This is a genomic window from Bacillus sp. MAG717A, assembly GCF_036884855.1.
In the GTDB taxonomy this organism is placed as follows: Bacteria; Bacillota; Bacilli; order Bacillales; family Bacillaceae; genus Bacillus; species Bacillus safensis.
In genome coordinates this window covers 2057264-2069650 of sequence record NZ_CP145733.1, presented here as the reverse complement: position 1 = coordinate 2069650, position 12387 = coordinate 2057264, and the positions used below count along the sequence as shown (strand labels likewise).

Below are 12387 nucleotides of genomic sequence, written 5' to 3'. Positions count from 1 at the left end.
CTTCCTTACAGTCCATATAGATTCATCACACGTGTAATATTCTGTTTCACATCAAATCCTCTTTGTTCAAGCTGTGAGGTAATGGTCTCTTGAAGAGGAGGTTCTGCATGATATGCTTCAAGCACCGCCTTCATCCATTCATGCGCGGAATCTCCCAGCGACATCCTTTTCACAAGCCCGCAGCCTAAATCTACTTCCTCTGTAATATGATCTGAAATCACACAAGGCAGCCCAGACGCCTGTGCTTCCACTAATACAAGCGGAAGACCTTCAAACAAAGAAGGCATCACAAAAACGTCAAATGCTTTCATATACTGCGGAACGTCTGATACGACGCCTGTAAAGACAATGTCCTCCATCAAGCCAGCCTTCTCCGCATACGATTCGACTACTTGCTTCAGCGGTCCATCCCCTACGAGGACAAGCTGAAATGAAACGCCTTGCTTCTTTAAGGTCTGTGCCAGCTCCATAAAAAAAACATGATTTTTTTGCTCATGGAACCGCCCAATATGACCGATGACCATGTTTTTTCCGTGAAGATGGAACTGCTTTTTCATCTCTGCCTTTTCGTCTGGATCAGGCTGAAAAAAAAGGGATAAATCAATCCCATTTGGTAGCACCTCAACTTGCCCATTCTGCATTTTTTTCTGTCCAAATAAAAAGACTCCGGCATCCTCGCCGCATGCAACAAGCTGTGTAGAGAATGCAAAGATCAGCTGACGAAACCCTTTGAGCATCATATGATCCAGCCAGTTTGGCGACTGCTTCCACGCTGTATTATGGGAATGGCAAATGCGAACCTTCACACCCGCTATTTTTGCAGCAAGTGCGGAGAAGCCTGTCTGAAAATCCGTATGTGCATGCACTGCCTGATAGGGTCCTGTTTGCCTAATTGTCTTTGTCAATGTTTTCACAAAAGCAACCGGAGAGGACGCCCCAATACTCGGGACATAAAAGATGCGTCCCCCAAGCTCGCGAATTTCCTCATCATAATCACAGACGTCCTGCCGGTGGGTAATGAAATCAAATTGAAGGACATTCCTGTTGAGTGCACGATAGATGTTCATAATCATCGTTTCAGCACCGCCGCGGTTCATCCCGCCCACAATATGAAGCACGCGCTTTGGCTTACTCATCCCGAACAGCCCTCCTCTTCAGCATAGACGACGCCAGCTTCCGGCGATGATAAAGCTTCATGACCTTCGGTGACAAGCAGGCACGGACCACCGGCTTTAGAGCAAATAAATAGTCAAGCGGCGATAGCTTTAATAGCCAGCATGCTTTCAAAACGAGCCAGGCATTATCCATCGAATATCGAAACTTTCGCCGTTGAAAGGCCGCTTCATCCTCTCTCACAAAATATAACGGCTCTTGTAAATTAAAGCCTTTCCTCCCAGCAGCAAAAAAGCGGATCCAAAGATCGATATCTTCCATCCGCCTCGTTGTTTTCACAGAGCGATATCCATTTAAAGCTTTGTAAGCAGAAGCCCTCATCATAATGGTCCCATGACAAAAAGGAGTCCCTCTTGCCATCACCTTCCGATCAGGCTCTGAAACAAGTGCCCGCACACCCCTTGTTCCCGTTTCATCAAAAACCGTCATCGCCGTACCGACCACATCGTATTCAGGATATGTATCGAGGAAATGAACCTGTTTTTCTAAACGAACAGGCACCGATAGATCATCGCCATCCTGCCTTGCAATCAACTCTCCCCTCGCTTCAGCCAGACAGCGATTGAGACTGGCAGCGAGCCTTTGATTTTGTTTATTACGGATCAGGCGAATTCTTTCAGGGTGTCGTTTTGTATAAGACAGCACTTTCTCATAAGTGCCATCTGTTGATGCGTCATCACATATGATGAGCTCCCAGTTTTCATATGTTTGATGAAGAATGGATTCAATACTTTCTTCTACTGTCTCTTGGCAATTGTAGACGCCCATGATAATTGACACCTTTGGTTTACGCATGCTGTATCACCTTCTCTGCTTGATCCATATAAATTGTATAAATTTCTTCCATTGCACTGACCGTCTGCTCCTGTGCAAATGCATGAGCGATAGAACGTCCCGCTTTTCCCATGAGGGGCAGCTGATCCTTTTTGTCATAGAGCTGCTGCAAATAATCAGCTAAACCATTCACATCCTGCGGTTTAACTAAAAAACCATTGACGCCATGTTTGACAAGCTCACAATGCCCTCTATTCTCCGTTGCAATGACGGGTTTTTCTGCCGACATCGCTTCAAGCAGGTTCATGCCGAGCCCTTCTCTCAAGCTGGTGGAAACACACACATCGCTCATATGCATCCATTCCTCCATTTGTTTGCAAAACCCAGCAAAGTGAACATGCTTTTCAAGCTGGAGCTGGCGGGTAAGCTTTTCGTAGTTTGGCCTCATTGTCCCTTCCCCAGCAAACACGATCTTTATATTTGGTATTTTCCTAGACAGCTGTGCACATGCTTTGATGAGCATCCCTTGATTTTTATTCGTATTTAATTCGCCAGCACACAGCACGATAAAATCTTCCGCAGAAAAGCCGTAGGCTGCGCGGAGACGCTGTTTCTCTTTTTCATCAACTGGTGCGAACCGTTTCATATCCACACCCATACCGGGCACATAATAAACAGATGTCCGCTCTTTTGATAGACGGTCTGCTCTTTTAAAATCCTCCCCATTAATGGTGATCAGTGCGTCTGTATAGCGGGCAAGAAATCTCTCAATTGGATAATAGAGCAGCCAGTTTTGAAGCGGCGCCCCCTGCCAAAAGTGAAAGCCATGTGCCGTGTAAAGAATCTTCGTTCCTTTTTTGCGCGCGCCTTTGGCTGCAAGCCTGCCAATGACACTTCCCATTGGTGTGTGGCAATGGATGAAATCATAGTGCTCTTTCGCTAACAGCTTCTTCAGTTCTACATACGCAAGCCGGTTGCGGACATGAAAAGGAGAGCGCTGAATCGGAATCGAGTGAGCTTGATTCACATGGGGCAGCTCCAGCTGGCCATTTGCCGCTGTATGCACTTCCCATCCTTTTTCCTGAAACCACCGGAAATATGGAAGATGAAAGGCCTTAAAGTGATAATCAACCGTTGCGCAAAACAAGACTTTTTTCTTCATTGGCAAGCGGCTCCTCCTCTCGTTTCATCTGTTCGGACAACATATCATGCGACTCAATGGCAGCAAATAATGCTTGTCTCATTTGCTCTTCACTCATCATGTCAAATTCATGTATAAAGCGGTTCAGCACATATGGGTCACCATCCAGCGCATGGCCGATATGAATTTTCGGGAAGATTTGTTCCTGTGCTTTTTCATGCTGGTTCAGTAGTTCTTCGTACATTTTCTCCCCAGGACGAATGCCTGTGAAAGTGATCGGAATCTGGTCTGTGGTGTAGCCTGAGAGGTGAATGAGGTTTTCTGCGAGGTCTACGATTTTCACTGGCTCCCCCATATCTAAAACAAAAATCTGTCTTCCTTCTGCCAGTGCACCTGCCTGAATCACAAGCCTTGATGCTTCTGGGATGGTCATAAAATATCTTGTCATGGCTGGGTGCGTGACTGTCACCGGCCCGCCTTGCTCGATTTGTTTCTTAAAAATAGGGATGACGCTCCCTCTGCTTCCAAGTACATTTCCAAATCGAACGGCGACAAATTTTGTTTCGCTGCTTGCCCCCATTTGCATAATCAGCATTTCAGCAAACCGCTTAGTGGCTCCCATCACATTGGCAGGGTTGACTGCTTTGTCAGATGAGATGAGGACGAATGTTTCAATGCGGTGCTCGTGTGCGGCTTCCGCGACATTTTTTGTGCCGATAATATTGTTTTTCACAGCTTCTTTCGGACTGATTTCCATGAGCGGAACATGCTTATGTGCCGCAGCATGATAAATCATATCCGGTTGAAACTGACCAACGATTTCACTCATTTTCTGTTTATCTTGAATATCCGCAATTTGTGGATAGAGTCTGATGCTGTCTCCATATAATTCTTTCAGCTCTAGTAAAATAGAATGAATGCTAAATTCTCCATGTCCCACAAGTACAATCGCTTGAGGAGCAAACACACAAATTTGACGGCAGATTTCTGACCCAATTGATCCGCCTGCCCCTGTGACCATGATCGTTTTTCCTTTTAAATGAGCAGATAGACGGCTCGTATCTAATTGAATCGGTTCTCTCCCTAGTAAATCCTCTGGCTGTACATCCCGTAATTGATTCAGCGCATGGGTTCCTTTTAAAATCTGCTCCATTTCCGGCATGATCTGTGTTTTGACTCCAGTCGCTACACATTCCTTATACAGCCCTTTTAAGGTGTGGCTGCTTTTAGATGGAATGGCAATGATGATCTTCTGAATATCCATCATCACGACAGCTGTTTGAATTTGTTCTTTTCCTCCTATGACAGGCAGACCCATAATTTCAAGCCTATGTTTCGTCTTGTCATCATCGATGAAGGCGACTGGCTCAATATGTACATCACTCGATTGCTGTAGCTGACGAACGAGCATGGTCCCCGCTGATCCGGCGCCAATGATTAATGCCCGCTCCTTTTCTGCCTGAAGCCGCTTTGCTCCGTCATGAAATAGCCTGGAAGCCATCCGAGAGGCACCGATGAATAAGATATGAAAAAGCCACACGATGAATAAAAACCGAAATGGCCATGTCTGCACGAAAAGGTACAGCATCGTCATCGAAAATAAAAAAGAACACACAAAGGTCTTCATTAAAGAAAATAACTCTCTTACTCCTGTATAAGCCCATACTTGCTTGTACACATGAAATATGCAGGCAAATAGATGGTGCCCAATGAGCAGACTGAGTGAAGAAATGGCGAGCATTTCAAATGTATAAACGGTTAAAGCCGCCTCTTGGACAAATTGAAAACCAAAAAAGACGGCAACTAAGATGAGATATGAATCTAGTGCTACGATGATTGATAATCTTTGGGCGTAAGTCAACGCTCCTCCCCCTTTTTAAAGCATCACTATTCTTACGTAACATGGGCATCAAACCCGTCCTCACATCCCACTACTGATGACGAGCATCTAAGGCACCGGTTGTGCCCACAGCAGGATCGAGTGCCTCCATTGTTAAAGATTAGGAGACATCACCTATCAATCTTTTTAATACATGTACAGCCTGCCCTTTTTCTCTTTCTTGCCATTTAGCATAGCTCCAAGCAGTTTACTTGTTGTTCCCTCTAATACTTCTTTTGATTTCTTCACAGCAGCAATCTTTGTTTTGCCGCTTAAGACAACGAGAATGCTCCCATCCGTCCGGTTCGCCAAGATCTTTGCATCTGCAACTGGCAGAAGCGGCGTGGAATCAACAATCACCATGTCATATTGCTGTTCAATCTCATAAAATAGCTGCTTCATCACAGAAGAGGAGAGCAGCTCAGCTGGATTCGGCGGAATGGTTCCGCTCGGAAGCAGCTCTAAATGCTCAATCGGTGTAGGTAAAATGGCTTCTTCCAAGCTGCAATTATTTAATAGCACATTCGTCAAACCGGTGTGATGACTCAGGTCAAAATATTCATGAACGGCCGGCTTTCGCAAATCAGCGTCCATGAGCAGCACCCGCTTGTTCTGCTGTGCAAAAACAGCTGCTAAGTTTGCAGCCGTAAATGATTTCCCTTCCTTCGGCAAGGAGGAGGTCACTAATATCGATTTCAGCCTTGTTTGGATCGATGTGAATTCGATGTTTGTTCGGATTGTACGGAATTGTTCCGCAATGACAGAGTGAGGATTTAATACAGAAATACAGGATAAATCTCTCTTTTCTCTTTTCTTCCTCTTAAAGATCAATGTTCTGTCCTCCCGTTATGACGGACTGCTTGTCTTTTTTGGCCCTCCTGTCTGCCTGCATCTGATAGACACTGCCTAGCGACGGCAATCCGATCTCTTCTCTTATTTGATGTGTTCGTTTTACAGTATCATCGAGTAAATTCATTAAGAAAATGAGTGTCATTCCCCCTAATAAAGAGGCGCCTAATGCCAGAACGATATGAACGAATTTCCTCGAATTCATCAGAATCGTGTTAGACAACTTGGCTTCAGACAAAACATTAATGCGATCCATATTCATTGTTTTTTTGATTTCTTCTTGCAGCACCTCTGTTGCCGTATTGGCAATGGCGACTGCCTTCGCGCGATCCTCATCTTGTACAGAAATATTGATGACCTCAGACTCATTTTCTGTACTTGTGGCAATTTTGTGTTTTAGTCCTTCTGCTGATTCTGTGAGATGGAGTGTTTCTTTTACTTTTTCAATGACGATTGGGCTTTTTAATAAAACTTGAAAGGTACGTGTATATTGAAGGTTCATCTGAATATCGTTTAAATCTGCTTGTGCGTCATTGCTGCGTTTATGAACAAGAATTTGAGTGGTTGCCTGATATACAGGAGTCGAGACATAGAACTGATAATAGGCCGAAATGCCCGTTACGATCAGGACAATCAGGATCAGAAGGGCCATTTTCTCTTTAATGACAGAAAACAGCTGCTTAAAACCTATATTCTCATTCATAGATACCTCCCGATTTCATCACAAAAAGGTTATATATGGTTTCTTTTTGTTAATGATTGGATTATAAAAGATAATACCCGCAAAGAAAAATGTCATAATAGGTCTTATAGTTCTTTTTAAAGAACGAAATCGTTCGTTTTCTTTTGTTTACTTCCTGATTCTTACGTTTTTGAATTTTATAAAGAACAATTTATTTCTTATAATGAACGAAAAGGTCGCAGAACTATTCGCCGGGGAGAAGGGAGATCATTGATCGAATGATAGGCAAGGTGATACGCATTTACCGAAAGAGAAAAGGATACTCGATTCAGCAGCTGGCTGAAGATGCCCATGTCTCTAAGTCATATTTAAGCAAAATTGAGCGTGGTGTCCACAGAAATCCATCTGTCCAGTTCTTAAAAAAGGTATCCTCTTCACTAGAGATTGATTTACAAGAGCTGTTTGATGCAGAGACGATGATGTTTCATTACGCTGAGGGTGGTGAACACGAATGGCGGGAGCATATCGTCAATGCCGTCCAAGCCGGCATGCCTAAAGAAGAGCTCTATCAGCTGCTCCAAACGTACCGAAAGGAGCAGGAAGAAAAGTCGTTACATGTCACCCATAGAAAGCTGACTGATTCAAATATAGCAGAGTGGAAGCGTCTAATGAGTGAAGCGAAGGCAATTGGCTTAAGCATTGAGGAAGTAAAAGCTTTCCTCAACAACATGGGAGAACGCCGGGCGTAAGCCTTTCAGGAAGAATGATTGCGGGGAGAGGCGTTTGCGCTTCGATGAAAAAGAGCCTTTGATTCATGAAAGGCTCTTTTTTCTCTTATTCTTCTTTTTTTGTTCGTGCTTTTTTCGTTATATCATTGTTTTTCCAATAGGCCCATAGTGATGTAATCCCCAGAAAGGCAAGTGTGATGAATTGCTGAACGCCTTCTTCATCAATAGGAATTGGGCTTTTTCCCGCAGCAGTTAGCGCACTGTTAACAAGCGCCAGTAAAAGCAGCACAAGCCTTGCAATTGTACCTGCACTAATTTTTTGAACCTCCAACTGTAACCCCTCCCTTTCCTCTTCTTACGGACGGTATTGCTCGTTCTCTCTCATATGTATGCAGCAGCCAAATGAATAGAAGAACGAATCAAAAAAAGAGACATCATTCCTATATGCGGAATGATGCCTGATTTCATTTGCTATTTATTTAGAAAACATCTCTTTTGCTTCATCCAATGCCATTTTATTGCCTAGAGCTGAGTAATCGAGCCAAGGCTGATCGGCAATCGGATAGACTTGGTTTTTCTTCACTGCTTTTAGACCCTTCCATATCGGAGTCTTTTCTAATTGCTTGAATGCCTGCTGCGCTTTATCATCACGGTTGACAACGACAAAGATAGCATCAGCATCATAATCAGGAAGAACCTCTTGAGAAATCACTTCAAATGGGCGCTTGCTGTCCAGCTTTTTCACACCATCGACAGGAGTCAGGCCTAAATCCTGATATAAAATAGGACCCATTGGGCGCTTCATGCTAAATACGCGAAGCTCCTTTGCCGTCACACGGATCGCCATGACTTTTCCGTTTCCAATCTTTTTCTTGATGAGCGATTTGACTTCTTTTGCTTCTTGATTGTAATTCTTAATATATTGATCCGCTTCTTTTTCTTTATTGACGTGTTTGGCGATTTTTTTCAAATGATCCCGCCATGTGCCATCATTTAAATTAAACACTTCTGTTTTGGCGATCTTCTTATATTTCGATAAGTCTTGTCCGGCTAATTCTTCATCAACATAAATAACATCTGGTTGTAACGCAAGCAGTGATTCCATATCTGGATCAGCTGCAATGCCGAGCTTCTTCGTCTGACTCAGCTGCTTTTTCGCATGTGGAAGGAAATCTTTTAAGTCTCCTCCTACAACAGAGCCCGCCGGTTTGATACCGAGTGCTAACAAGTCATTTGTTAAATGAATGGACAAGGAAGCAATCTTTGGTGTTCCATTCGTCTTTTCATTTGTTGTATTCTTTGTTTCCTGTTGTCCGCAAGCGGCAAGCAGCAAGAAACAGAGCGTTAATCCAAACACTAGTAGTTTTTTCATGATGAGTTCCTCTTTCATGTTTATTTCGTTTTAGTTAATAAATAGAGAAAATACGGGGCACCGATAAAGGCCACGACCACACCCGCCGGTATCGCATTTGGAGCAAAGATAGAACGTCCGATTGTATCGGCACTGACCAAAATCAACAAGCCAAGCAGCGCACTAACTGGTAAAAAATACTGATGCAATGACCCGACAAGCCGCCTGGCCAAATGCGGGGCCACGAGGCCTATAAAGCCAATACCGCCTGTCATCGAAACACTGGCACTCGCGAGGCCTACCGCTAAGGTCAAGAGGAGAAGACGTTTACGCTGAACACGAACACCTACACTTGAGGCGACAGCATCTCCTAATGTCAATGCATTGAGCGTGTTTGACTGCATCAGCGTGAGCGGCACAAGGCATACAATCCAAGGCAGAAGCGCCAGCACATGAATCCAGTCTCTCCCCCATACATTGCCCACAAGCCATCTTGAAGCAAACGTGTATGTATCTTCATCAAGCTTCAATGACAAATATAAGGTGAGTGCACTAAAACCCGCAGCAACCGCAATGCCAACTAAAATCAGACGGATAGGAACAAGGCCTTCATGCCGGTCATATGCAAGAAGTACGATGACCGCTGCCGCAAGCAGTCCGCCGCCAAACGTAAAGAGCGGAATAAGAAGAGACGGATTGCCTTCAAGTGCGTGAAAATATGTCACAAACACAATTAAGCCAAATGCTGCCCCTGCATTCAGTCCAATTATCCCAGGATCGGCCAGCGGGTTACGGGATAAGCTTTGCAAAATGCCGCCAGCAATGCCAAGACCAATACCAGCTAACATCGTCACCACGATTCGAGGCAGACGATAGTCAAACAGCACCGTTTCACTTTGGAAATCTCCAAAGCCAAATAGTGTCTTGACGACCATGACAGGGCTTAGTTTCAGCGTACCGGTATTTAAACTATACAGCACAACAGCCGCACTCAGGCAAAGCAAAACGACTGTCACGGCAAGAGCACGCTGTTTCTCTCTCATGACAGGTTCCTCCCTTCTTTTCTGGCAATGTATAAGAAGAAAGGAACACCAACAAGTGCCACCATCACGCCAATGGCAAGCTCTCTTGGCGGATTGACTGTACGGCTGGCAAGGTCTGCAAAGACAAGCAGCACTGCGCCTAATATCGCTGACATCGGAATAACAAAACGATAGTCTACACCAACAAGCTTTCGTGCAATATGCGGGATGACAAGACCGACAAACCCAATCGACCCGACTGCTGATACAGAAACCCCTGCTAATAACACAGCAGCGGTCATGCCTAGTATTCGCACTTGCCGGGTTTTCACCCCTAAATTCGCCGCTGTATCTTCACCGAGCGATAGTAAGGAAAGTGACCGGCCTAATAGCATTGCCCATACGATCACAATCAGAATAACCGGGGCGAGAATCGTCAGCTGCGGCCATTTCACACCAGCTACCCCGCCTGCATACCAAAAAGCCAAATCCTGACTCAGATCAAAATAAATCGCAATCCCAGAGCTGAGCGCATGAAGCAATGCGGCTACAACCGCTCCTGCTACAGTGAGACGCAGCGGTGTCAATACGCCGCCAGCCGCCCCAATCGCAAAGATCAGCAGCGTACTGAGCACAGCACCAATAAAGGAAAAAAACATCAGTGCCGAATAAGGCATTCCTGGGAAAAAAGCAAAACAGAGAGCGACCACAAACATCGCACCGCCATTAATACCTAAAATCCCCGCATCTGCCAGAGGATTTCTTGTGATGCCCTGCATAAGAGCACCCGCTACAGCAAACGCCGCTCCCACTAGAGCTGCCCCTAAAACACGAGGAAGTCTTAATTCATGGATGATCTGCTGCTCTGTGACATTTGACTGGTAGTCAAATACAGCTGTCCAAACCGTTTGCAGAGACAATGTTTTTGCACCGTATGACACAGCAAAAAACATGGCAGCTGCTAATCCAATAACGGCGACAAAAAATATCAAAAAGAACAGAATATGTGATGATCGTTTTTGTTGAGGTTTTCGCTTATCCTGCAAAATCGGTGTCATCCTTTTCTTCATTAAAAGTCAGTTTGAAAATGAGAATCATAATCAACAAAATTATAGCCGCCAGCCTCTAAAAAATCAATGTACACGCTATTTTTTAATTAAATGAAGGTATGTGCGGAGCAGAGAAAGGAGATTTCTTTTTGCCGCTCAGAACGGCCAATCATGTTTTCTCATATTTTAATAGGAAAATAGTTGACATTTTGCATGAATATCCACTAAAATTACAAAAGTGAGTCAAATATTATAAAAATATTACAAACAGATGTCAAACTAATAAAGAATGACCCGTCATGAGAGGAGATTTGAAAGTTGTGTCAGTAAAGGGAAAATGGAGTATCGTCCTATTTGCGCTTGCAGTCGTCATTGGAGCAGTTGCTTTCTTTCAAAATCAACAAGCAAGCGGTACAGAGAAGAAAAATGTAAAGCAAGATACGAACTATAAAAACGTGGAAATTGTCACTCTCGTAAATGACGGGAAATTTATGAGATATGCAGTCAACTATCCTCTTTTTCATCAAAAAGAGCTAGATGACAAGATTCAAAGCTATGCCAATTCAGCATTAGAGCATTTCAAAAAAACATTCAGTGAAGCAAAGGATATCGATGAACATAAACGCTATGAACTGAATATTGATTATGAAATGATACATTATGCGAAGCAGTCTGCTGCCATTCGCTTTACGACCTATACGTATACTGGCCAGCAAAATGGAACCACCAATCATCTCACGATTAACTATGATTTTCAGAAAAAAACCTTTCTTGACACAAAAGATTTATTTCTACCTAAAACCAATTATTTAAAGAAATTATCCTATATTACATATACGGAGCTTCGAAAGGATAAAACCTTATCTAAGGATCAGCCTCTCCTTCAGAAAGGAACAGCCCCTGATGCTCAAAACTTCAGTCAATTTGCCTTGAAAGACAAATATGTAGAATTTTATTTCCCAGCATCTCAAGTAGCCGCGGAGGATCTCGGTCCGCAAACACTCGCAATCAAAAAGACATTGCTGAAAGACATATTAAAGCCAGAATATATGGATAAAATCAAAAATAAAAATGAAATGAAAGAACCGAACCCAAAAAGAAAAGCCATCAAGCTTCCGCAAAAATCAAAGCTTGACCCGAATAAAAAAGCCATCGCACTCACATTTGATGATGGACCGAATCCAGCGACAACCTCAAAAATTTTAGATGCGCTGAAGGCAAATAAAGGACATGCCACCTTTTTCGTCTTAGGCAGCAGGGTGCAATATTATCCTGGAATGCTTGCCGACATTCTAAAAGGCGGGAATGAGATCGGAAACCATTCCTACAATCACCCTTTATTAACAAGACTGCCTTTAGAAGAAGCCGTGAAACAAGTGAAGGACACTCAGCAGCTGATTGAGAAAGCAAGCGGATATACACCTACGCACTTTAGACCGCCATATGGCGGTACAAATCAAGACATCAATCAGGCGATTGGGATGAAAGTCACTTTGTGGGATGTTGATCCTGAGGATTGGAAAATCCGCAACAGCCAGCAGATCACAAACCGCGTTCTCTCACATGCAGCAGATGGCAGAACAGTGTTAATGCACGATATTTATGAAAGCTCAGCTCAAGCAGCAGTAAAGATCATCCGTGAACTCACCAAACAAGGCTACCAGCTCGTCACAGTGAGTGAACTTGAACAATTAAAAAAAGAACGACATGAACAAACCCCTGTAGAGTAAACAGGGGTT

General features: G+C 43.8%; 12 protein-coding genes. 2 read left to right on the top strand and 10 right to left on the bottom strand.

Features of this window, described 5'->3' with window-relative positions; genetic code table 11:
* Positions 1 to 5: 5 nt before the first annotated feature.
* The 6 genes from V6Z54_RS10495 to V6Z54_RS10470 all read right to left on the bottom strand — a co-directional run bounded on the left by V6Z54_RS10495 (position 6) and on the right by V6Z54_RS10470 (position 6519).
* Complete coding sequence (locus tag V6Z54_RS10495) at positions 6 to 1136, bottom strand: glycosyltransferase family 1 protein (RefSeq protein ID WP_041088180.1); 1131 nt, start codon at positions 1134 to 1136, stop codon at positions 6 to 8.
* Positions 1129 to 1968, bottom strand: a complete 840-nt coding sequence (locus V6Z54_RS10490) for a glycosyltransferase (RefSeq protein ID WP_041088178.1) — start codon at positions 1966 to 1968, stop codon at positions 1129 to 1131. Before V6Z54_RS10490 ends, V6Z54_RS10495 begins: the two co-directional genes overlap by 8 nt.
* The gene (locus tag V6Z54_RS10485; protein WP_338527298.1) at positions 1961 to 3109 is read right to left on the bottom strand and encodes a glycosyltransferase family 4 protein; all 1149 of its coding nucleotides are present in this window, start codon (positions 3107 to 3109) and stop codon (positions 1961 to 1963) included. The genes V6Z54_RS10490 and V6Z54_RS10485 overlap by 8 nt, the downstream gene beginning before the upstream one ends.
* Entirely contained in the window at positions 3075 to 4949 is a 1875-nt protein-coding gene (locus V6Z54_RS10480) for a nucleoside-diphosphate sugar epimerase/dehydratase (protein ID WP_058837588.1), read from the bottom strand. Before V6Z54_RS10480 ends, V6Z54_RS10485 begins: the two co-directional genes overlap by 35 nt.
* Positions 4950 to 5114: 165 nt before the next feature.
* Complete coding sequence (locus V6Z54_RS10475) at positions 5115 to 5798, bottom strand: CpsD/CapB family tyrosine-protein kinase (RefSeq protein WP_024423527.1); 684 nt, start codon at positions 5796 to 5798, stop codon at positions 5115 to 5117.
* Positions 5788 to 6519: a Wzz/FepE/Etk N-terminal domain-containing protein gene (locus tag V6Z54_RS10470; protein WP_024423528.1), complete on the bottom strand. Its 732-nt coding sequence runs from the start codon at positions 6517 to 6519 to the stop codon at positions 5788 to 5790. Before V6Z54_RS10470 ends, V6Z54_RS10475 begins: the two co-directional genes overlap by 11 nt.
* Before the next feature lie 257 nt (positions 6520 to 6776).
* Between V6Z54_RS10470 and V6Z54_RS10465 the strand changes: the two genes are divergently transcribed.
* The gene (locus V6Z54_RS10465) at positions 6777 to 7247 is read left to right on the top strand and encodes a helix-turn-helix domain-containing protein (RefSeq protein ID WP_073978959.1); all 471 of its coding nucleotides are present in this window, start codon (positions 6777 to 6779) and stop codon (positions 7245 to 7247) included.
* An 85-nt stretch (positions 7248 to 7332) separates the two neighbouring features.
* On the opposite strand, the gene V6Z54_RS10460 is transcribed toward V6Z54_RS10465, so the two are convergent.
* The 4 genes from V6Z54_RS10460 to V6Z54_RS10445 form a co-directional block, all read right to left on the bottom strand.
* Entirely contained in the window at positions 7333 to 7557 is a 225-nt protein-coding gene (locus V6Z54_RS10460) for a phage holin (RefSeq protein ID WP_024423530.1), read from the bottom strand.
* 144 nt (positions 7558 to 7701) lie between these two features.
* A complete protein-coding gene (locus tag V6Z54_RS10455; protein WP_269102560.1) occupies positions 7702 to 8598 on the bottom strand; it encodes an iron-hydroxamate ABC transporter substrate-binding protein in 897 nt (298 codons plus the stop codon).
* Between the two features lie 20 nt (positions 8599 to 8618).
* On the bottom strand, positions 8619 to 9620 hold the full coding sequence (locus V6Z54_RS10450; RefSeq protein WP_039181585.1) for an iron ABC transporter permease: 1002 nt from the start codon (positions 9618 to 9620) through the stop codon (positions 8619 to 8621).
* The gene (locus V6Z54_RS10445) at positions 9617 to 10645 is read right to left on the bottom strand and encodes an iron ABC transporter permease (RefSeq protein ID WP_175297118.1); all 1029 of its coding nucleotides are present in this window, start codon (positions 10643 to 10645) and stop codon (positions 9617 to 9619) included. The genes V6Z54_RS10450 and V6Z54_RS10445 overlap by 4 nt, the downstream gene beginning before the upstream one ends.
* A 323-nt stretch (positions 10646 to 10968) precedes the next feature.
* On the opposite strand from V6Z54_RS10445, the gene V6Z54_RS10440 reads away from it, so the two are divergent.
* A complete protein-coding gene (locus V6Z54_RS10440; protein ID WP_338527297.1) occupies positions 10969 to 12378 on the top strand; it encodes a polysaccharide deacetylase family protein in 1410 nt (469 codons plus the stop codon).
* Positions 12379 to 12387: the final 9 nt, after the last annotated feature.

Excerpts from the sequence above, each read along its gene's own strand:
- V6Z54_RS10490 (WP_041088178.1), bottom strand. The coding sequence starts at position 1,968 with ATGCGTAAACCAAAGGTGTCAATTATCATGGGCGTCTACAATTGCCAA.
- V6Z54_RS10485 (WP_338527298.1), bottom strand. The coding sequence starts at position 3,109 with ATGAAGAAAAAAGTCTTGTTTTGCGCAACGGTTGATTATCACTTTAAG.
- V6Z54_RS10495 (WP_041088180.1), bottom strand. The coding sequence starts at position 1,136 with ATGAGTAAGCCAAAGCGCGTGCTTCATATTGTGGGCGGGATGAACCGC.
- V6Z54_RS10450 (WP_039181585.1), bottom strand. The coding sequence starts at position 9,620 with ATGAGAGAGAAACAGCGTGCTCTTGCCGTGACAGTCGTTTTGCTTTGC.
- V6Z54_RS10465 (WP_073978959.1), top strand. The coding sequence starts at position 6,777 with ATGATAGGCAAGGTGATACGCATTTACCGAAAGAGAAAAGGATACTCG.
- V6Z54_RS10470 (WP_024423528.1), bottom strand. The coding sequence starts at position 6,519 with ATGAATGAGAATATAGGTTTTAAGCAGCTGTTTTCTGTCATTAAAGAG.
- V6Z54_RS10455 (WP_269102560.1), bottom strand. The coding sequence starts at position 8,598 with ATGAAAAAACTACTAGTGTTTGGATTAACGCTCTGTTTCTTGCTGCTT.